At 36.0% G+C, this 22,288-nt stretch carries 20 protein-coding genes; 3 read left to right on the top strand and 17 right to left on the bottom strand.

Annotated elements, in window-relative coordinates; translation table 11 throughout:
* Nucleotide 1: 1 nt before the first annotated feature.
* From murC to J3U74_RS00705, 15 genes are all read right to left on the bottom strand, one after another.
* Nucleotides 2-1,450: a UDP-N-acetylmuramate--L-alanine ligase gene (murC, locus tag J3U74_RS00775; protein ID WP_366518667.1), complete on the bottom strand. Its 1,449-nt coding sequence runs from the start codon at nt 1,448-1,450 to the stop codon at nt 2-4.
* Nucleotides 1,451-1,619: 169 nt separating this feature from the next.
* Complete coding sequence (gene murG / locus J3U74_RS00770; RefSeq protein ID WP_220218014.1) at nt 1,620-2,672, bottom strand: undecaprenyldiphospho-muramoylpentapeptide beta-N-acetylglucosaminyltransferase; 1,053 nt, start codon at nt 2,670-2,672, stop codon at nt 1,620-1,622.
* Nucleotides 2,672-3,823 (bottom strand): cell division protein FtsW, encoded by a 1,152-nt coding sequence (gene ftsW, locus J3U74_RS00765; protein WP_267329935.1) that lies wholly within the window; start codon nt 3,821-3,823, stop codon nt 2,672-2,674. The genes murG and ftsW overlap by 1 nt, the downstream gene beginning before the upstream one ends.
* Entirely contained in the window at nt 3,820-5,154 is a 1,335-nt protein-coding gene (gene murD, locus J3U74_RS00760) for a UDP-N-acetylmuramoyl-L-alanine--D-glutamate ligase (protein WP_267329934.1), read from the bottom strand. Before murD ends, ftsW begins: the two co-directional genes overlap by 4 nt.
* Before the next feature lie 24 nt (nt 5,155-5,178).
* Nucleotides 5,179-6,261, bottom strand: a complete 1,083-nt coding sequence (gene mraY, locus J3U74_RS00755; protein WP_267329933.1) for a phospho-N-acetylmuramoyl-pentapeptide-transferase — start codon at nt 6,259-6,261, stop codon at nt 5,179-5,181.
* 22 nt (nt 6,262-6,283) lie between these two features.
* Nucleotides 6,284-7,639 carry a UDP-N-acetylmuramoyl-tripeptide--D-alanyl-D-alanine ligase gene (gene murF / locus J3U74_RS00750; RefSeq protein WP_267329932.1) on the bottom strand — a complete coding sequence of 452 codons (1,356 nt, stop codon included), beginning with the start codon at nt 7,637-7,639 and terminating at the stop codon, nt 6,284-6,286.
* Nucleotides 7,636-9,189, bottom strand: coding sequence for a UDP-N-acetylmuramoyl-L-alanyl-D-glutamate--2,6-diaminopimelate ligase (gene murE / locus J3U74_RS00745; protein WP_220218019.1), 1,554 nt, complete (start codon nt 9,187-9,189; stop codon nt 7,636-7,638). The genes murF and murE overlap by 4 nt, the downstream gene beginning before the upstream one ends.
* A gap of 12 nt (nt 9,190-9,201) precedes the next feature.
* The gene (gene ftsI / locus J3U74_RS00740; RefSeq protein ID WP_267329931.1) at nt 9,202-10,974 is read right to left on the bottom strand and encodes a peptidoglycan glycosyltransferase FtsI; all 1,773 of its coding nucleotides are present in this window, start codon (nt 10,972-10,974) and stop codon (nt 9,202-9,204) included.
* Nucleotides 10,974-11,336: a cell division protein FtsL gene (gene ftsL / locus J3U74_RS00735; RefSeq protein WP_220218021.1), complete on the bottom strand. Its 363-nt coding sequence runs from the start codon at nt 11,334-11,336 to the stop codon at nt 10,974-10,976. Before ftsL ends, ftsI begins: the two co-directional genes overlap by 1 nt.
* Nucleotides 11,326-12,264: a 16S rRNA (cytosine(1402)-N(4))-methyltransferase RsmH gene (gene rsmH, locus J3U74_RS00730; protein ID WP_267329930.1), complete on the bottom strand. Its 939-nt coding sequence runs from the start codon at nt 12,262-12,264 to the stop codon at nt 11,326-11,328. The genes ftsL and rsmH overlap by 11 nt, the downstream gene beginning before the upstream one ends.
* Nucleotides 12,265-12,279: 15 nt before the next feature.
* Complete coding sequence (gene mraZ / locus J3U74_RS00725; RefSeq protein WP_220218022.1) at nt 12,280-12,726, bottom strand: division/cell wall cluster transcriptional repressor MraZ; 447 nt, start codon at nt 12,724-12,726, stop codon at nt 12,280-12,282.
* A gap of 371 nt (nt 12,727-13,097) precedes the next feature.
* A complete protein-coding gene (gene pgl, locus J3U74_RS00720; RefSeq protein ID WP_220218023.1) occupies nt 13,098-13,796 on the bottom strand; it encodes a 6-phosphogluconolactonase in 699 nt (232 codons plus the stop codon).
* 12 nt (nt 13,797-13,808) lie between these two features.
* Nucleotides 13,809-15,269 (bottom strand): glucose-6-phosphate dehydrogenase, encoded by a 1,461-nt coding sequence (gene zwf / locus J3U74_RS00715; RefSeq protein WP_220218024.1) that lies wholly within the window; start codon nt 15,267-15,269, stop codon nt 13,809-13,811.
* A 182-nt stretch (nt 15,270-15,451) separates the two neighbouring features.
* Nucleotides 15,452-15,736: a 50S ribosomal protein L25 gene (gene rplY, locus J3U74_RS00710; protein WP_220218025.1), complete on the bottom strand. Its 285-nt coding sequence runs from the start codon at nt 15,734-15,736 to the stop codon at nt 15,452-15,454.
* A gap of 186 nt (nt 15,737-15,922) precedes the next feature.
* Nucleotides 15,923-16,795, bottom strand: a complete 873-nt coding sequence (locus tag J3U74_RS00705) for a D-hexose-6-phosphate mutarotase (RefSeq protein ID WP_267329929.1) — start codon at nt 16,793-16,795, stop codon at nt 15,923-15,925.
* 203 nt (nt 16,796-16,998) lie between these two features.
* Here J3U74_RS00705 and hemW point away from each other — a divergent pair, with 203 nt between their 5' ends.
* The gene (gene hemW, locus J3U74_RS00700; RefSeq protein ID WP_267329928.1) at nt 16,999-18,132 is read left to right on the top strand and encodes a radical SAM family heme chaperone HemW; all 1,134 of its coding nucleotides are present in this window, start codon (nt 16,999-17,001) and stop codon (nt 18,130-18,132) included.
* A 240-nt stretch (nt 18,133-18,372) separates the two neighbouring features.
* Here the strand turns inward: hemW and J3U74_RS00695 are convergent, their stop codons facing one another.
* Both J3U74_RS00695 and J3U74_RS00690 read right to left on the bottom strand, forming a co-directional pair.
* Nucleotides 18,373-19,338, bottom strand: coding sequence for a sugar kinase (locus J3U74_RS00695; protein ID WP_220218028.1), 966 nt, complete (start codon nt 19,336-19,338; stop codon nt 18,373-18,375).
* 1 nt (nt 19,339) lies between these two features.
* Complete coding sequence (locus J3U74_RS00690; RefSeq protein ID WP_267329927.1) at nt 19,340-20,164, bottom strand: DeoR/GlpR family DNA-binding transcription regulator; 825 nt, start codon at nt 20,162-20,164, stop codon at nt 19,340-19,342.
* A gap of 333 nt (nt 20,165-20,497) precedes the next feature.
* Here J3U74_RS00690 and J3U74_RS00685 point away from each other — a divergent pair, with 333 nt between their 5' ends.
* Together J3U74_RS00685 and J3U74_RS00680 are read left to right on the top strand one after the other, a co-directional pair.
* On the top strand, nt 20,498-21,352 hold the full coding sequence (locus J3U74_RS00685) for a tagatose bisphosphate family class II aldolase (RefSeq protein ID WP_220218030.1): 855 nt from the start codon (nt 20,498-20,500) through the stop codon (nt 21,350-21,352).
* 8 nt (nt 21,353-21,360) lie between these two features.
* Nucleotides 21,361-22,284 carry a 1-phosphofructokinase family hexose kinase gene (locus J3U74_RS00680; RefSeq protein ID WP_220218031.1) on the top strand — a complete coding sequence of 308 codons (924 nt, stop codon included), beginning with the start codon at nt 21,361-21,363 and terminating at the stop codon, nt 22,282-22,284.
* Nucleotides 22,285-22,288: the final 4 nt, after the last annotated feature.

Raw genomic sequence — 22,288 nt, 5'->3', positions numbered from 1 at the left:
TTTATAAAACCTCTTTTGCAAATAATTGAGAGTTGGCTAATTGGCGAGCAATTCGACCAACACTACCAGCACCTTGTGTAATTAATAAATCGCCACCTTGTAATATTTCTTGCATTATTTCCGGTAGCAGATCTAAGTCAGAAACATAAATAGGATCAACTTTACCTCGATTACGAATCGAACGGCATAATGATCGGCTATCTGCACCAGCAATTGGTTGTTCACCAGCTGAATACACATCTAACATAACCAGCGCATCGACTTGTGAAAGCACTTGCGCAAAATCATCAAATAAGTCTCGAGTACGTGTATATCGGTGCGGCTGAAATATCATTACCAAACGGCGGTCTGCCCAACCATTTCTGGCTGCTTGAATCGTAGCATTCACTTCACTTGGGTGATGTCCATAATCATCAACCATCATAATATCTTTGCCATTAGCATGTGGAAAATGGCCTATCAAATCGAAACGTCGACTTGTTCCGGCAAATTTTGCTAATGCATTGATAATTGATTGATCATCAATCCCATCTTCAGTGGCGGCAATAATAGCAGCCGCAGAATTTAATGCATTATGTTTACCCGGAGCATTTAATTCAATTTGCAGATCATCACGATCCGGACGACATACCGTGTAATAACTAACCCCACGTTCTTGACGGTAATTTTTGATAACAACATCAGCTTCTTCGCTAAACCCATAAGTAATAATCTTACGTCCAACTACCGGCAATAATTCCCGATTAATCGGATCGTCGTAGCACATAATTGCCAGACCATAAAAAGGAAGATTACGCAAAAACGAAATAAAGGTCTGTTTAAGATTCTCAACACTACCTTGGTAAGTATCCATATGGTCTGGTTCAATATTTGTAACAATTGAGACCATTGGTTGCAAATGCAAAAATGAAGCATCACTCTCATCAGCTTCAGCAATAAAGTAACGGCTTGTACCTAATTTCGCATGCGTTCCAGCCGCTTTTACTAATCCACCGTTTACAAAAGTTGGATCAAGTTTAGCTTCCGCATAAATGGCGGTAACCATTGCGGTTGTTGTGGTTTTACCATGTGTACCTGCAATAGCAATACCATAGCGAAAACGCATTAGCTCAGCTAACATTTCAGCACGTTGAATGACAGGAATACGTGCCTCACGCGCAGCGATGACTTCAATATTATCTTGTGATATAGCCGAAGATATCACAACCACACTTGAATTAAGTACATTTTCCGCTGCATGTCCTATAATGATTTTTGCACCTAAAGTTTCTAAATGTTCTGTTACGGCATTTTGAGCGATGTCAGACCCACTTATTTGATACCCTTCATTAGCAAGAACTTCAGCAATACCTCCCATGCCGGCTCCACCGATACCGACAAAATGGATATGTTTGACTCGTTTCATTTCTGGAATAATTGCTCTTAATTCAGCTAATTCCTTTGTATTCACAATCTAACCCCTAATTCGTCTATTTTTGCCTGAAGTTTTCATCTAATATAATCGATTTTGCATTTATAGAATTATTATTTGAGATAACTCAATTTATTATTGACTCAAACATATACTAAACTTGAAATCTTTTGACAAGATTATTACACAAAATTGGATATAAAACTAACTATTTTACCACTGATACCAGTGTTTCCGCCACTTTTTCTGTGGAATCCAGGACAGCCAAACTTTTAGCTTTAACCGCCATTTCAAGCAAATCTTCTCTAGTCAAATTTGCAAGTAAATTAAGTAGTGACTCTACATTAAAATCGGGTTGTTCTATTATTTTAGCTGCACCAATATCAGCCAACGATTTTGCATTCCAAAATTGTTGGCGATCTTTATGCATAAATGGCACAAAAATCGCACCAATACCCACTGCTTCAATTTCACTTACCGTTAAAGCACCACTACGACATATCACAATGTCTGCCCAACTATAAGCCTCTTTCACATCAGTAATAAACTCGGTAACTTTATTATTCGTCATATCACAATGTTGATAAGCTTTAATCACCTCATCAAGCATCCCTTTACCGGTTTGGTGCCAGACTATATATTTATCGGACAATTTCGTTATCACTTGAGGTACAACATCATTAATTACTTTTGCACCTTGACTACCACCCATAACTAATACACGTATAGGACCTTGTCGCTGTTTAAATCTTTCTGTTGGCTCTGCAACGGTTAATAAATCACGACGCACCGGGTTACCAACGACTTGTGCATTAGCAAACGCCGTTGGGAAAGCTTGTAAAACCTTAGTTGCAATTTTAGCGAGCGATTTATTCGTTAAACCAGCTATCCCATTTTGTTCGTGTAAAACAACAGGTATACCTAACGTTTTAGCGGCTATACCGCCGGGTCCAGATACATACCCGCCCATTCCTAGCACAACATCGGGTTTATAAGCTTTTAAAATTTTTCTAGCTTGAAAAACCGCTTTTGATATTTTGTACGGCGCTTTTAATAATGCCATTATCCCTTTGCCACGCAGGCCTGAAATTTCTATAAAATCAATATCAATACCATTTTCAGGCACGAGTTGTGCTTCCATTCTGTCAGCGGTACCTAACCACCTTACTTGCCAGCCCTGCTTCATTAAATAATGCGCAACTGCAATTCCTGGAAAAACATGACCGCCGGTACCCCCAGCCATTACTAATAACTTTTTCATTATTTTATTGACCTTATTCTTGCTTGCGCTTGTTGTTGTCTAAATTCAAAATCGATTCGCAATAAGATTGCGACCGCAATACTCATTACAATAAGACTAGAGCCACCATAACTAATAAATGGTAGTGTTAGCCCCTTAGTGGGTAACATGCCAGATGTCACACCGACATTGACAAAAGTTTGGAAACCAAACCATATTCCAATTTCACAAGCTAAATAACCGGAAAATTGAGAACCTTCATTGAGTGCGCGGTAACCAATAGCTAGCGCTTTGAATGTCAATAAAAATAATAATGACAATAACGCTACTACGCCGATATATCCGTATTCTTCAGAGATAATTGAAAATATGAAATCTGTATGACATTCAGGTAAATAACCTAATTTTAGGATAGAATTGCCCATGCCTTGGCCACTTATTCCGCCACTACCTATCGCCATTAAAGAAGCTACAAGCTGATACCCCGATCCTGTTGCATCTTGCCATGGATCAAGAAACGTTAATAATCGTGTTAAACGGTAGGATTCATATAATATAAGGCAAATTACGGCGCCAACGCCTGTTAATAATATTGCAATAAATTGCCATAATTGTGCACCAGCAATAAATAAAATACCAATTGTGACCATAAATAACACAATAACGGTGCCCAAATCGGGTTGTTTTAATAACAAAATAGAAAGAACGGCCATAACCACCATTGGTTTAAAAAAGCCCCAAAATCTATTTTGCACTTCATCTGATTTTCGAGTTAAATAACTGGCTAAAAATATAAATAATGATAACTTAGCAAGTTCTGCTGGCTGAAAATTAAAAACGCCAAGCGGAATCCAACGAGAAGCACCATTAATCGATGATCCAATCCCCAACACCATTACTAACATAATAATGGCGATAATTAATAGTATTGAGCCAAATTGTTGCCAGCGTTGCATTGGGATATAGAGCGTAATGAACATTAAAAACAGCGAAATACCCAGCTGAATAAGTTCACGTTGCGTATAAAAGAAAGGGTTACTTTCACTAAATGACATAGACGAAGAAGTCACCATAATTAACCCAAATATCATTAAGCCAATTACCGTCCAGAGTAATTGGTTATCAAAAGGTATATTCGGATTAACTTGTTTTTTGATGGCAAACAGTGTCATTTTCCACTCCTGTGACCGTACTGCTTAGCAAGTTGCGTAAATTGATTTCCGCGATCAATATAGTTTTTGAATTGATCTAAGCTCGCACAAGCAGGCGACAGTAATACCACATCATTTTTTTCTACTTTTTGAGCAATAATTTCTATCGCTTGAGCCATTGTCTCGGTAACTGTGGTGTTATCCGGCAATAATTTGGCTAATAAATTGCGATCTCGTCCAAAACAGAAAATTTCAATATTTCTATTTTGTAAGTATCGAATTAATGGAGAAAAATCAGCCGCTTTCCCATCCCCACCTAAGAGCAAGAAAAGCTTACCATGACACACAACGCTTTTTAATGCAGCTTCAGTGCTACCGACATTCGTCGCTTTAGAGTCGTTGATCCAGATAACACCATTGTCTTCAAATACCTGTTCAAAGCGATGCGGTAAACCTTGAAATGAAGCTATTGTTGCCAAGCTTGAAGTGCGAGGAATATTTAATTTATCGCTGATTGCTAACGCAGCCAATGCATTAAGATAGTTATGGCAACCGATTAATTTCATATCCTTAGTTGATAACACCGGACATTGTTGAGCAATTAAATGTTGATACTGACTATCTAAGTGGTAATCGCCATGAATTAACCCAAAAGAAACACATTGATGATGATTCACCGTAGGCACAGTTAGTTTATCATCAGCGTTAATGACACAATATTTTGCATTTTGATAAATACGTTGTTTTGCTTGTGTATATTGCATCAATCCTTGCGGATAACGATCCATATGATCTTCGGTAATATTTAATATTGTTGCAACAGTTGCATGCAAACTATAAGTGGTTTCTAATTGAAAGCTCGATAGTTCAAGCACATATATATCACAATTTTGCTGTAACAATGTTAGAGCTGGTTGACCAATATTTCCACCGACTCCAACTTTAATACCTGCAGATTTGATAATATCGCCAACTAATGTAGTGACAGTGGTTTTACCATTAGCGCCAGTAATTGCCACAATTTTTTTATTGGTTTGAAGATTCACTTCCCGACAAAAAAGTTCAATATCACCGACTATCTCAATTCCCTTTTCAGCAGCTAGTTGTAATTCTGGAGTAGATAAAGCCATTCCGGGACTGGCAATAATTAAATCAGCTTCATATAACCAATCAACATTTAAATCGCCTAAGTGATAAATAACACGCTCATCTAGTTGATCTAAACCGGATGGTGATAATCGAGTATCAATTACTTTTGGAATAACATTTTGAGCAAGGAAATAATTAACACAAGAAAGCCCTGTGATACCTAATCCAATAATAACAATATTTTTACCCTGATAACTCACCATGATTCAATCCTACTCTTGTTTTTACTAACGTAGTTTTAAGGTTAATAAACCAATTAGTACCAGCATTAACGAAATAATCCAGAAACGGACAATAACTCGAGGCTCCGGCCAGCCTTTTAATTCATAATGATGATGAATAGGCGCCATTCTAAATATTCGTTTACCACGTAATTTAAACGAACCAACTTGCAAAATCACCGATACGGTTTCAATCACAAAAATGCCACCCATGATGAATAATAAAAATTCTTGACGCAGTAAAACCGCAATAATACCAAACACACCACCTAATGCTAATGAACCAACATCACCCATGAAAACCATTGCAGGGTAAGTGTTAAACCATAAAAAACCTAATCCAGCACCAATAATAGCTGTACAAACAATCATTAATTCGCCACTAAATTTGATATAAGGTATATGTAAATAGGCTGCAAAATTGACATTACCCGTCGCCCATGAAACCAAAGCAAAACCGGCTGCAACAAAAACTGTTGGCATAATGGCTAGCCCATCGAGTCCGTCAGTTAAATTAACAGCATTGCCAGCCCCAACTATTACCACGTAAGCTACTAAGATGTACCATAATCCTAACTGTGGCATCACATCTTTAAAAAATGGCACAACCAGTACTGTCACTGAAGTATCTTTACCATAAGCATAAAGTCCAAAAGCAACAATTAATGCAATTAGCGATTGCCAAAAATATTTCCAACGAGCAATCAAGCCGTCAGTATTTTTACGAATCACTTTTAAGTAATCATCAGCAAATCCAATAATTCCATAACCGATTAAAACAAATAGCGTTACCCAAACATAAGGATTACGAAGATCTGCCCATAAAAAAACGGATAATGTAATTGACGCTAAAATAAGCGTTCCACCCATGGTTGGTGTGCCTTTTTTACTTAAATGAGATTCAGGCCCGTCATGACGAATGACTTGACCGATTTGTAATTTTTGCAACCAATCAATAACTTTTTGCCCAAAGATTAATGAAATGGTTAATGAGGTTAATAACCCTAATATTGCTCTAACAGTTAGATAAGAGAGCACATTAAAAAAGGAAAAATATTTAATTAAATATTCTGAAATCCAAACCAACATAGTTTTAATCCTGACTTATATTTTATTGTTCATTTTTAATTTGTTCTATCACATCTTCCATTTTGGCACTACGAGAACCTTTAACTAACATAGTTAAAGTGAAATGTTGATGTAACAGTGTTAACAGATATTTCACAGCATCTTGTTTGTGGGTAAAATGGTGACCAACACCACTGTAATCACTAATATATTGACTTAACTGCCCGACACTCACAACACAATCAATTTTTTGACGTTGTGCCAATTCACCAATTTGTTGATGATATTTAGCTGCATCATTGCCAAGCTCAGCCATATCACCAACTACTAACACTTTAAATCCTGGTTGAGTAGATAAAACATCAATGGCTGCTGACATCGAGCCGACATTGGCATTATAAGAGTCATCCCAAATTAGTTGATTTTGTTTTAATCTTATTGGGTATAACCGCCCTTTAACAGGTTGCAATGTTTGTAAACCTTGCTTAATTTGATCAAAGCTCGCCCCGACAGAAATCGCTAAAGCCGAAGCAGCAATAGCATTGGATATGTTATGTTTACCAACTAAAGGTAAAACAATTTCACATTCACCATGAGGCGTATGTAAGGTAAACAGACTCTTTTCACCAAATTGAATATTGCTAGCATAAAAATTTGCTGCTGAATTATTTAATGAAAAAGTCCATACTGTTTTATCTTTTAACTGATCAAACCATTTATCACTGCAACTATCTAAATTGATAATGGCTATGCCATTTTCTGGTAGCCCTAAAAAAATCTCACCTTTAGCACTTGCCACACCAGCAAGAGAACCAAAACCTTCAATATGTGCTTCAGCAATATTATTAATTAATGCTGTTTGAGGTTTAACTAGCTTGGTGGTATAAGCAATCTCACCAATATGATTTGCCCCTAATTCAATTACGGCATACTGATCTTGTTTAGTTAAACGAAATAGTGTTAAAGGAACACCTATATCATTATTAAAGTTGCCTTGTGTATAAAGGGTCGGTCCGCAACACTGTAAAATAGCAGCAGTCATCTCTTTAACCGAAGTTTTACCGGATGATCCTGTCAATGCAACAATTTTAGCTGAGCATTGTTGACGAATATAAGTAGCAATAGCGCCAAGTGCCCAATGGGTATCTTTTACAACGATTTGAGGAATATTACTGTCAATTTTATGATTGACAACAACAGCTATTGCCCCCGCTTTTATCGCTTGCTCGGCAAATAAATGTCCATCAAAATTTTCACCGACTAACGCAATAAATAATGATTTAGCAACAATCTTTCTCGAATCAGTGCATATACTATCAATAGCAACGCTTTGATCTTCTATAGCATAACTTTCGCCATTAACGACTGTTATAATCTGCCCAATATTTAAAGGAATCATACTTGATTCTCTACTCCTAAAAGCTGTTTGACTGTTTGTTGATCCGAAAAGTGGTGTTTTGTTTTACCAATAATTTGATAATCTTCATGTCCTTTACCGGAAATTAATATCACATCATTTACATCCGCTTGTGCCAATGTTTGTTTAATCGCTTGAACTCTATCAGTAATCACTTGAACATCTTTTTTAACAGCTTGAAAACCTTGTTCAATATCGTGGATAATTTTCATTTCATCTTCTGTGCGTGGATTATCATTAGTAAGCACAATCTTATCGGCAAACTGTTCAGCCACTTGAGCCATCAGCGGTCTTTTGCCAGTATCTCTGTCACCACCACAACCGAAAATCACCCATAAATTTCCTTTGCAATGAATACGGCTGGCTTGCAATGCTTTTTGTAGTGCATCAGGCGTATGGGCGTAATCAACAATCACTGTTGGACTATTGTTAACATGAATAACTTCCATTCGCCCACAGATAGGTTTAAGAAAAGAAGCCATATTAACAACTGCATAAAATGGGTAATTAAGCGTTAAAAGTGTGGCGACAGCTAATAATAAGTTTGATACATTAAATTCACCTAACAATCGACTATTGATAACTGCATTGCCCCAACTCGATTCCATATGAATCTTGGCACCCTTATCATGATATTCAATCATTGACACACCAACATACTCCATATTAAGTGCCTTTAATCGTCGTAATGACTTAGGTTGACATGATACAGCGGTAACCTGTGACAGTTTTTCAATCCAGCGTTTACCATACGGATCATCATAATTGATGATCGGTTTTCCTGAACTTATAACTTGCCTTTCTTTCTCATCCGGACTGAATAATGACCATTTCGCCTTAGCGTATTTATTCATCGTTTTATGATAATCAAGATGATCACGGCTTAAATTACTAAACACAGTCGCACTAAAGTGTAACCCTTTTACTCTATTCATGGATAAGCCATGGGAAGATATTTCCATGGTAGCGACTGTAACATCTTTTTTTACAAAATCAGCTAATAAAGATTGAATATCAACAGCAGATAAAGTTGTGTTAGTGGAAGGTTCAAGTTTATCGTAAATACCATTACCTATCGTGCCCATAATTGCAACTTTTTCATTTAATAATGCTGTACATTGAGCAATCAACTGCGTGATAGTTGTTTTGCCATTTGTTCCGGTCACGCCAATCAATGATAAGTGATTTGATGGTGAGTGATAATAATCATTAGCAATAGTTGAAACTTTTTGAGCAAGACGATAAACACTAATTTGCGGAACCACTGGCTTGTTGTCTTGTTTAATATAACTGATTTTTAAATCATTCAACTTTCTATTTGTTTCAGTTAAAACAACTACTGCTCCGGCTGAAATAGCTTGCGGTATAAAATCCCGACCATCAACGGTGAAACCTTTAATAGCAATAAACACATCATCTTTATTTACATTGCGACTATCTATTTTCAAATTATTGAGTGGAAAATCATTGACCTTGATTTTCTGATTTACACCCAATAATTTAAGTAAATTTTTAAAAGTGTTTATAGCCATCACTACCACCTATTAATATATAATCATTTGCCCATCGACTTGGCGATCGGGTTTTACATTCATTGTTCTCAGTACGCCGCCCATAATACGACTAAATACTGGAGCGGAAACTGAGCCGCCATAATACTGTCCGGCTTTTGGGTTATCGATCACTACCACCAAAGAGTATTTTGGTGCTGAAGCAGGTGCAATACCTGCTGTATAAGCTAAATATTGATTAACATACCTGCCACCCGACAATTTTTTCGCTGTACCGGTTTTTACACCAACGCTGTAGCCGGGCACTGATGCTTTAGTTCCGCCACCAGTTACAGCTACGGCTTCCATTAATTGAACAACCGTTTTAGCAATTTTTTCAGAAACCACTCGTTCGCCTTCAACAGATTGCGTTACTTTTAAAATAGAAACCGGTCGATAAATACCATAACTGCCAATAGTTGCATAAGCTCTGGCTAGTTGCACTGGAGTTACACTTAATCCATAGCCGAAAGCAAAAGTCGCACGTTCAATATCCGCCCATTTACGCGTTCTATCGGCTGCAATTGATCCACTCACTTCGCCGCCCAAGCCTAACTCGGTAGGTTGTCCTAACCCAAAGCGACTATAAAATTCGACTAAGTCACCGGACTGCATTTTTAAAGCCAACTTACTTACGCCAACGTTACTCGATTTTTCTAAAATACCTGCTAGATTAAGTGATTTCTGATATGACACATCTTTAATTTCATATCGATTAACTAAAAAAGGTCTGGTATCAATGACAGTATTTAAATCTGCAATTTTTTTCTCTAAAGCTGCCATAACAACAAGAGGTTTAACTGTTGACCCTGGCTCAAAAGCGTCTGTTACGGCACGATTTCTCAGTAAGCTATAATCAATTGATGATCGGTTATTTGGGTTATAAGACGGGCTTGTGGCCATAGCTAATATTTCACCCGTATGCACATCAACTAGTACCGCAGTTCCACTATCTGCTTTATTAAATTCAACTGCTTGGCTAAGCTCGCTATAAACTAAAGATTGCAATCGTTCATCAATACTTAATGTTAAATCAGAAGCTACTTCACTTTCTGTTCGTTGTAGTTCTTCAATAACACGACCCAGTCGGTCACGTCTAACTACACGTTGTCCTGACTCACCAGTTAACCACTTATTAAAGCTTTTTTCGATTCCTTCTGAACCTTTTTCAGTGCCATTTTGATCAATATCGGTTAGTCCAATTAACTGAGCAATATTTTGCGCTGCGGGGTAATAACGTTTTGATGTTTTAGCAAACGAAATTCCCGGTAATTTCAACTTTTTTAAGTAATCCGATATTGTCGGTGTTATTTGCTTAGACAAATAAACAAAACGCATAGAGGGATTGCTTAATTTCTCTTCAAGCGTCGACATAGGTATATTTAATGTTTTTGCTAAACCTTGCCACCTTATATCATCAGCTTTTACACCACCTTTTTGTACAACAATTTTTGGATCTGCCCAAACATCATACATAGGCACACTAACAGCAAGTGCTCGACCATTACGATCGGTAATCATTGCCCTTGGTGCGTCCATTTCCTGATGACGGATTGAACGTTTGTTGCCTTCTGAAATTAACCTCTCCGGCTCAATAATCTGTAAAATTGCCATTCGAACAATCAAGCTAATAATGGCAACTATGATAAAACCGTAAACTATATAAAAGCGATTAGGTGTAAAAAACTGTTTTTTACTGTTTAGTTTATTCGGTTTATTTGTCCTTACTGAGTTCTTATCTTTTTTATGTTTAGTGACAGATTTCATCATTTACTCTTTATCACAATAACGGTTTCATTTTGAGGTGTCACATAAGACATCCCTAATTGATTTTTCGCTTTATCTTCAACTCGTTTTGGATCTGCAAGAACATTTTCTTCAATAACTAAATTTCGCCACTCGCTTTCTAGCACATCCTGTTCTAATAAAAGCTGCTCTCTTTCAAATAATTGTTTACGCACTTGTTGCGTTGTGATTAAAACCGCACCAGCAGAAAGAACAACAAAAATAAGCAATAATAGAGACAATTTTTGGTGACCAAAAAGATCACCTACAATCAAACCAAATAAACTTTGAATTGGTCTTTTTGTGTTGTCTACATAATGACTATTATTTTGATTACTGTTCATGTTTTCTTTCAGCTACCCTCAATATTGCACTACGTGAACGTGGATTATTATCAATTTCAACAGTAGTTGGCTTAATTTTGCCTAGTGAAGCTAACTTAGCAGTACCATATTGTTTTATCTGCTGTTGAGTTAATGGTAATCCCGCAGGAATATCTGGCCCTTTACTCTGTTTATTCATAAATTGTTTAACAATTCTATCTTCTAAAGAGTGAAAACTAATTATGGCTAATCTTCCCTTATCGGCAAGTACGGACAAGCTACTATCTAATGCTTGTTCAACTTCTTCCAATTCACTATTAATGTAAATACGAATAGCTTGAAAACTACGTGTAGCAGGGTGTTTGTGCTTATCTTTTTTGGGTGTTGCTTTCTCAATTAAATTAGCTAACTCTAATGTGCGCGTTATTGGTGTAACTTTGTTTTGTTCCACAATTGCTCGGGCAATACGCTTGGCAAATTTTTCTTCGCCAAATGTTTTCAATACCCATGCAATATCATCTTCATCACTTCTTAATAACCATTCGCTAGCAGTTAAGCCTTTATGATTATTCATACGCATATCAAGTGGACCATCTCGCATAAATGAAAACCCTCTTTGAGGATCATCTAATTGTGGAGATGAGACACCAAGATCGAGCAAAAATCCGTCTATTTTACCGATTAATCCTAAATCATCGAGATATTGATAAATATTTGAAAACTCACCTCGAATAAAATGAAATCGGGGATCATCTATTTTTTCAGCCTCTTGCTGTGCTCGCTCATCACGATCTATCGCAATAAGTTTTCCGTTTTTACCTAGTTTTTCGAGTATAAGACGAGAATGCCCACCACGACCGAAAGTACCATCAACATAAATACCATTTTCTTTGATATTTAATGCAGAAACAGCTTCATTTAATAGTACCGTTGTATGTTGATAATTCATCACGCTTTTACTCTTTTAAATTGTTAAATTTTTTAAATTATCGGATAAGTTTTCAACATCTGCTGATATCGCAGCGATATCATCACTAATTTGTTGATACCAAATCGCTTCATCCCAAATTTCAAATTTGTTAGATTGGCCAACAAACATTGTATGTTTTTCTAATTTTGCATAGGTGCGTAGAGTTGGTGGCAACAATATTCTTCCGGCACTGTCCATTGGGCACTCTGTTGCATAACCGAGTAATAACCTTTTAATTCGCCGTTCAGCTTCAACAACAGAGGATAAAGTTGATAATTGTTTCTCTATTTGTTGCCATTCTGAAAGTGAGTAAAGTGTTAAACATGGGTGGTATAAGCCAATGGTACATACCATACCTTCGGACAAAAATTCACGATAACGAGTGGGAATAGCCATTCGCCCTTTGCTATCTAAATTGACCGAAATTGCACCACTAAACATGAAAGCACCATTTGTTATTAATTTTATTATTTTTAAAATGATTTAAAATCAAACAGTTAAATATTTTTTATATTTTTACCACTTAACCCCACTTTTTACCACAAAAGTAACAAAAATAATAGGTATTTAATCAATTAATTTCAGACGTTTTATTTATAAAGATCATGATTGATGTTTATTTAATAAAATTCAAACTTGAATTAGAAATTAATTATTTAAAATCAAAATATTACTAAATATCGAATGGCTATTTTATTCAAGATAAAAAATCACATTTTCTTAATAAGAAAGAGTTGGATTAGATTTAATGTTCAATCGAGATAGGAGGATTTAATTTAGTTAGCCGACTTTTGTCGGCTAATCTGACTAATTTATGAAGCAGCCCAAAATCCAATAACATTGACTATATTTTGTTTTATCACTGCACGTATCGGCATCTCATCAATATCATCACCTTTTTCTGCCCGTTCAAGTACATCTAATTTACTTTCACCAACTAAATGTAAATAGATATTTTTACTATCTAAAATTGTTGGTAAAGTTAAGGTAATGCGATCAAGAGGTGCAGTTAATGGAGTCATGCCAATAACTTTTCGACCAGAGTTCATATCCAATCCAGCCATTAAGTTAGCCGCTCCAGGGAATAGTGATGCCGTATGCCCGTCTTCTCCCATACCTAGAATGACTACATCTAAAGGCATTGGCACTTTAGTTAACTCTTTTTCAGTCAATTGAGCACCATCAAATGGGTTATCGCAACTGTTTTTTAAGCCGACAAAATTAGCCAGCTTTGCTTTATTTTGCAACAGATAAGTCATCACTAATTTTTCATTACTGGCATCATCAGTATCATCTACCCATCTATCATCCACCAAAGTAATAAAAATACGATTCCATTCTAAATCTTGCTCACTGAGCATAGTAAATAAAGGAATAGGTGTTTTTCCGCCAGAAACAGCTAGAGAAGCATGCCCCTTTTCAGCAATCGCTTGTTTTAACGCATTGACAATATGTGAAATAAGGTCTTTATTAAGTAATTGGCTATTATCATATTTATTTAATGTAAACATAGTTATGTTCCTTTATTCAAATTCATGCCATGAATAACCATCTTTAGTAACCAAAGCAACTGAAGCAACAGGGCCCCATGTGCCAGCCTGATAGGTTTTAGGTGATTCGTTATCAGCATTCCACGCCTTAATGATTGAGTCAACCCATTTCCATGCAGCTTCTACTTCATCACGATGTACAAATAGAGCTTGTCGCCCTCGCATTACTTCCAGTAATAAACGCTCGTAAGCATCCGCACTAGGTTGGTGGAAAGTCTCACTAAAACTTAAATCGAGTTTAGTTGTTTGAAGATTATGAGTACTATCTAAACCAGGCACTTTATTTAAAATTTCAATATCCATGCCTTCATCCGGTTGCAACCGAATCGTTAATTTATTTTGTGGAAGCTTAGAATAAGATTCACTAAATAAGTTAAGTGGTAATGGCTTAAAGTAAACGACAACTTCTGAGCATTTGCTTGGCAATCGTTTTCCGGTTCGCAAATAGAATGGTACACCAGCCCAACGCCAATTATCAATATCAACACGAATAGCAACAAATGTTTCAGTATGGCTTTCTTTATTTGCTCCGTCTTCTTCTAAATAGCCCGGAACATTAATACCATTTACAAAGCCTGCGGTATATTGCCCACGTACAACTTTTTCATGAAGATTGCTTTTATTGATCGGCCTTAATGCATTTAATACCGCTATTTTTTCATTGCGTAAACTATCATCGGCAAGATTAGCTGGTGGCGACATAGCAATCATAGTTAAAATTTGTAATAAATGATTTTGCACCATATCCCGCATTTGACCAGCTTTATCGAAATATCCCCAACGACCTTCAATACCAACTTGCTCAGCAACGGTTATTTCTACATGATCAATTGAGTTACGATCCCAAAAAGAGGCAAAAATCGGGTTAGCAAAACGCAATGCGAGTAAATTTAAAACCGACTCTTTACCCAGATAATGGTCAATACGATAAACTTGTGATTCGCTGAAAAATTTGGCCACAGAATCATTAATCTCACGAGAAGATTGTAAATCAAACCCTAATGGTTTTTCCATTACTATGCGATTTTTAGATTGATTTAACCCAGCTTCAGCCAAACCATGACAAATGGTGCCAAATGCATTTGGATGCATAGCAAAATAGAAGATAGCCGGATGATTCTGATCCAGTTTAGTTTTTAATGCTTGAAAACCTGAGGTGTCATTTACATCTAATTTATGAAAATTGAGTCGTTGACTAAAACGACGCCAAACTGTTTCATCTAATGGTTCTGACATAAATGTCGTTAATGCATCTTTTGCTACTTCAGTGTAAGCAGCTTGATCCCACTCAGCTCGCCCTACGCCTAAAATTTTGGTCTGCTTTGGCAGTTTTCCACATTTTTCTAATTGGTATAGAGACGGTAAAAGTTTACGCCTCGTCAAATCCCCTTTTGCACCGAAAATAACTAAATCGCAGGCTGGGATATCAGACATGGTGTTCTCCTAAAAATGGTATTGATTGACTTATTCTATTATTTTTTGTTACCAGTATACACCCTGTTAATAGTATAAATCATAATAATAGGTATTTGCCCTATTTTACACTAAAACAAAAGGTCACCATTTAGGTGACCTTTACTTGAAGCTATATTGGATAAATTCCAACAAACGGTTGATTAAACGCGCACAAAGTCCATATGAACTAATTTTGGTTTAAATGCGTGGCGTTGAACTGCTTGTACTTTAACTTTGATTTCTTTACCGTCAACTTCAATAGTAAGTACTTCAGAATAGAATTCTGGTTTTTCTTGCATATTGAAAATTTGGTTGTGATCTAACACAACAGAAATCGCAGGCTCAGTTCCACCATAAACAATGGCTGGAAATTGACCAGCGTGACGCAGGCGGCGGCTCGCACCCTTACCATGCTCTTTTCTTACTTCTGCTTTAAATTTAAACATGTTTGATTCTCTTAATAATTTTAAATAAAAAAACCAATTACAGGCGACCCAGTAGTTGGCTATCAATTTGGTGCTTTAAAAGCGCTAGCGATTATAAAGTGTTATGTTGATAAACGCAATCAAATAATCAGCTCATAACAAGATAAAGCTAACCTTTGATTGCGTTAAAAAGCAATGGTAAAACAGTTAAATCAATTCAATCTTAAAGCCATAGGCTGTTTTAGCGTTTGGCGATAATTTTAACGGTTTGTTGATACAACTGGTTTCAACACAAACCATTGATTGATACTCTTCATCAGCAAAATCAGCCATAGCTTTGGCTTTATCGATCCATGGATTCCATGTCACCACATCACTGGCTCCTATATTGGTCAATTCAATGGTTCTTTTACCATCCGCAATAGTTATTTTGTCACTAGGGTGAGTATAAATACGATCAACTTCTTGATTGAAAGTTAACTGACCCGCCGTTGTTGGTTTATTTTCAACCGATAAACGTTCTTGATAGTTTTCACCTAAACCTTTAACCACAACATCATGAATATTATTAATACCAAAATAGGTATGTAATGCGCTTGTTGCATCAAAATCACCTTGACAACTTAGTGTTACATGACAAGTGTGTCCGACATGAATATTTAGCCAAACATGGAAAGGTTGAGTAAAAAATGGTTCGGTTTGCTGATTGTTAGTTAGCGATAACACTAAATCAACACCATTATCATCCTCATGACACGAGTCAAGTTGCCAATCAACTATTCGAGCAAAACCATGAGCAGGATCACCTAGTTGACCAAACCAAGGCCAACAAATCGGCACACCGCCTCGGATAGCTTTTTGCTTTTTAAAATGTGTTTTTTGGCTCAACCAGATAACCGGGGAAGATTGGGTTGAAGGTTGCCAAAATAATAGATGTGCGCCTTGTAAGGCAACAGCCGCACGACAAGTTTTGTGAGTAATAACTAATACCGGTAGTTCACCAAATGTGATTTGATTAACCGACGGACTTAATGATTTTTCTGCTGAATGACTCTCTAAAATTTGCTTAATAATACTCATACCTACTCCTGAATAATTTTTACTAACTTTTTTGGCTAACTATGCAAGTTAACTTGAAAAAATAAATTTAAAAACTGGCATTGATTTTACGCTTTTTAGGCACATTATAAAGACGGAATAAATGTAAAACAGCTTTTTTTAGTAAATTAGAGTAATATAGGCGGCTATTTGAATAACATGTCAAAAGATTTCAGGAAAGGTATATGTTTGAGTATAAAATCCCTTTAAGTTTGTATATACATATGCCATGGTGTGTACAAAAATGTCCTTATTGTGATTTCAATTCTCATACATTGAAAGCTACCCCAGACTATGAAAATTACATTGATCATTTAATTAACGATTTAAAACAGGATGTATCACTTTGTCAGAATCGATCTATTCATTCTATTTTTATTGGTGGCGGTACACCAAGCCTCTTTTCTGCCGAACTGATCGATAAATTATTAACGAACATAAATAAAGTTATTCCTATAGATAGTGATGCCGAAATCACTATAGAAGCAAACCCGAATTCGGTTGATGTTGAGCGATTTAATGGATATCAACAAGCGGGGATAAATCGTATCTCAATTGGTGTACAAAGTTTTCAAGCAGATAAATTGTTAAAGTTAGGACGTATCCATAATCAACAAGAAGCCATTGATGCCGGGAAACTAGCACACAATTTAAATTTACGCAGCTTCAATTTAGATTTAATGCATGGTTTACCAAATCAAACATTAGATGATGCTTTATATGATTTAAAACAGGCAATTGATATTGCCCCACCGCATTTGTCTTGGTACCAGTTAACGATTGAACCTAATACACTGTTTGGATCTAAACCTCCGGTTTTACCTGATGATGATATGCTTTGGGCGATCTATCAAGCAGGTCATCAACTTTTAACGGAAAATGGTTACCAACAATACGAAACATCTGCTTATGCAAAAACGAATTATCAATGTCAGCATAATCTTAATTATTGGCGATTTGGTGACTATATAGGTATTGGATGTGGTGCTCATGGAAAAATAACGCAATCTGACGGTAAAATAATTCGAACAGTGAAGACCAAACACCCTAAAGGCTATCTTGAAGGTCGTTATTTAGATAAGCTTAATACCGTTGAACAAGCCGATTTACCATTTGAGTTTTTTATGAATCGCTTCAGGCTATTTGAACCGACCCCGAAACATGAATTTGAACAACGAACTTTTTTACCTTTACAGACTATAGATCAACAAATAACGCAAGCTATTGATAAAAATTATATTATTGAAGATAACCAGCATTGGCAAATTACCGATCATGGGAAGTTATTTCTTAATTCGCTATTAGAGCTTTTTTTATAAATTCACTTGAAAAGTTTTTTTAATTAAGCCAAAAACCAATCTTTACTATAATTTTACATAATAATCGCTTACTTTTTAATCAATCATATGTATCTCTTTACATACTTTTAGAGGAAAAGGGTGCATAATAGTATCCGACAATGCATAAATTCATTGTTTTCCTATTCCTTATGTTTTCCCAATAACTCTGTTATTGGGATTTTTTTTCGCTAAAATTTTTAAATAAGGAAAACAACTATTTTAGCAGGTTTGATATTTAGATAAGAATGCTTCGATCTCTAACAATGTTGTAGTGCCTTCCATTGGTCCTTTTTTCGATACCGCTAAAGCGCCACTTGCATTAGCATATTGTAAAGCCATTTCAACCGAAAATCCTGCCAACATCAAACTAACAAATGTCGCACAAAAGCAGTCTCCTGCCCCAGTTGGATCAATTGAATCTATCGGAAAACCATCAACATGAAGTTTTTTTAAATTACTATTTTCATCTAAGCCATAGTAATTTGCGCCCTTAGCGCCGCTTTTTACAACGATGTGCTTAACACCACGTTCGAGTAAAGCTCTCATCGTCTGCTCTTCGCTTTCATTATTATGAGTAAAATAGCTGACTTCATTTTCACTAGGCAAAAATATATCGGTATATTCCAAAATGTAATCGAAAGATTGTTCCATTTCTTGAATGTTAAACATCTCTTTGCGTAAATTAGGATCAAATGAGATCGTCCCACCTTTTCTTTTGATTCTATCGAGAGCCTTGCGCATTGCATCAATCGCTCGAAAAGAGTAAAGCGATGAACCCATAACGTGTAAATGGTTACAATCTTTGAGTAAACCCTCATCGATATGATCAAAGGATAATAAGCCACAAGCACTATTAGGTATATTGAATATGAAATCACGCTCATTATAGTCTTGATAAGTTACAAATGCGCTGCCAGTATTAGCCCGGCTGTGGGATGTGATACCTTCAATATTCACACCATCTTTTTTTAGCCGATTAATACACATCTGGCCAAAGCTGTCCTTACCGACACAACTAAAAAATACAACAGGAAATCCTAATTTAGCCACCTGATCGGCAAAAATTGCTGGTGCTCCACTTGGAAAAGGCCCAATAAACTCACCAGTTTGATCAAAGCGCTGATGTTGTTTTTTAGCTAGAAATTCAACAAGTAGCTCTCCGATTGTGCAAATTTTAAAACTCATATTATGCTCCTGGTAAATTATGATACTTGACGCAATATTTATTCATAGCATATTGTTTAAAATTAGATTTTAACAATTGTTGATGATATTCTGTCACTGCTGGTTTTGATAAGATTGCAACATCCATTTGTTTCAATTTTCCAATACTATTATTATCTTCTGAAATACCTCTTTGCGATAATATGCCAATTGTATGATTAGCATGTTTTAATAATCGTTTATAAATTTCTTTTTGTTCAATGTTTTCAATAATTAATTGATTATTTACACTGATTGCCGCTAACTCAAGAATAAAATGCGTGATAGGATATTGCTCACATATAATCGCTAATTGATTATAACTTTTAATCACAATATCATCATGTAATACACCGCCAATTAAAATCACTTCTGCATCTGAGAACTCTTTCACCAATTGCGCATTATTAATATCATTCATAATGATTCTTAGTGATTTTTTGCTATGTAAAAAAGGGATAAGTTTGCGAATTAAATCGCCATGACTTAAAAAAATAGTATCGCCGTCATTGATATAATTTAAACAAGTTTTAACTAAATCAATATCACCACCTTCAATACCTGAAGGGTAATTTGACGTTAGGAGAGTTGAGTTATTAGTTATTTTGCTAGGAGAAATATAGATAGCACCACCAAAAGAGCGCTTTAAATATCCTTGCTGTTCTAAATATGTAAGATCTTGTCTAATAGTAACATTCGAAACTTGAAGCTGATCTGATAATTCGTCGACTTTAACTTCACCTTGTTTTCGAACAATTTCTGCGATATCCAATCGACGTTTTAATAGAGTAGAAGATGCTCTAGCCAATTCTCACTTCCTATGTAATTGGTAAATAGTACGAATAAATTTAACATACATGCGGTCAATAACAAACAATCTAGACCTTTAATTACTAAATTATATTATTTTTATATTAATATTTGAGCGCTGACTTTTGTTAAAGGAAAGTAAATTTTTTTTCGATATTTTGTAATCAATCTTTTTTTTTAAACAATAAAAAGTGCAATTTTGTGATCTATATCACTCTAATTCTGCTGGCATAACCTTCATTTTGCAATAATAATTAGACCAAATAACTTTCGATTTGAAAGAGTGTATTAAAATTTAAATAGTATTGACAAAAAGTTAAGGAGTAGCCGAATGTCTATTATTTCAAGCAATAACATGTTAAAAAAAGCCCAAAAGGAAAACTACGCAGTCCCCGCTTTTAATATCCACAATCTGGAAACCATGCAAGTTGTGGTCGAAACAGTCGCTGAACTGCAATCGCCGGTTATATTAGCGGGAACACCAGGAACTTATAGCTATGCCGGGACAGAAAATATCATCGCAATAGCCTACGAACTTTCCAAAAAACATAACGTCCCTTTAGCCCTTCATTTAGACCACCATGAAAGTTACCAAGATATTATCAACAAAATTGATGCTGGTGTTCGCTCAGTTATGATAGATGGATCCCATTTCCCATTTGAAGAAAATATTAATATTGTCAAACAAGTTGTTGAATATGCTCATCGTTACGATGTTAGCGTTGAAGCCGAATTAGGTCGCCTTGGTGGTATTGAAGATGATCTAGTGGTTGATGCAAAAGATGCATTATATACCAATCCACAACAGGCAGTTGAATTTATTGAGAAAACAGGAATTGACTCTTTAGCTATCGCAATCGGTACAGCACATGGGCTTTATAAATCAGATCCTAAGCTTGACTTTGATCGTTTATCTGAAATTCGTTCAATAGTTGATATACCTCTTGTTTTACATGGTGCATCGGGTGTGCCGGATAAAGATGTACGTGAATGTATCAAGCGAGGGATTTGTAAAGTCAATGTTGCCACCGAACTAAAAATTGCTTTTGCTGATGCGTTAAAAAGTTATCTCATTGAAAATCCCGATGCTAACGACCCACGCCATTATATGAAACCGGCAAAACTGGCGATGAAAGAAATTGTCAAAAAAATCATTACTACCTGTGGATGTGCTGGCAAATTATAGAGGTCGATATGCTAATTTACACATTAACCCTCAATACTGCAATTGATATGAATATACGTTGTGACGGACTCAATCCAAATTGTGTCAACCGCACTTCACTCACGCAATACAGTCCGAATGGTAAAGCCGTCAATGTTTCAATTGTATTACATAAATTTAACAAGCCAACTTGCGCATTGGGTTTCTTTGGTGGATTTTCCGGTAAATACATTGTTGATGAACTAACTAAAATGCAAATTCAAACAATTCCTTGTTTCATTGATGATATTACTCGCATCAATGTGTTTATCAATGACGGACAAAATGAATACAAATTAGTGGGTAAAGGACCTTTTGTTCCGGATGATAAAAAAGCTGAAATGTTAGCCTTGATTGAATCATTAACAGCAGGTAGTTATTTAGTCATAAGCGGGAGTTTGCCAAATAATGTTGAACCAGAGTACTACCAAACAATTTTAGCTAAATGCAAAAACAAAAATATTCAGGTCATTTTAGATATTAGCCATCCAATACTCAGTAACTTGCTGAGCTATCAACCGCTACTAATCAAACCTAATGATGATGAATTAAAAGATATATTTGGTTTTGAATGTAAAACAACACAACAAGTTGTTTCGGCATTAGAGTCTGTTCACGCGAAAGGTGCGCAAAATATCTTATTAACTATGGGAGACAAAGGACTTTATTTTTCAAATGGAGAACACATTTGGTTTTGTAATTCTGTAGCCATAAAGCTGGTCAGTTCGGCCTGCGCAGGCGACTCATCACTTGCGGCATTTCTAAGCGAATGGCTACCAGATCAAAACAACATTGCCACAGCAATGAAAAAGGCCTCTGCAACAGGTGCTAATGTTGCTGAATCCGACGGATTAGGCCTATTAGATAAAATCAGTACTTATATGGATAAATTGGAAGTTACCCAAATCAAGTAAGGGA

The sequence above is a fragment of the Gilliamella sp. B3892 genome, from assembly GCF_026536305.1.
GTDB lineage: Bacteria > Pseudomonadota > Gammaproteobacteria > Enterobacterales > Orbaceae > Gilliamella.
The sequence above is the reverse complement of the archived record's forward strand: the minus strand, read 5'-3'. Positions and strand labels throughout refer to the sequence as shown.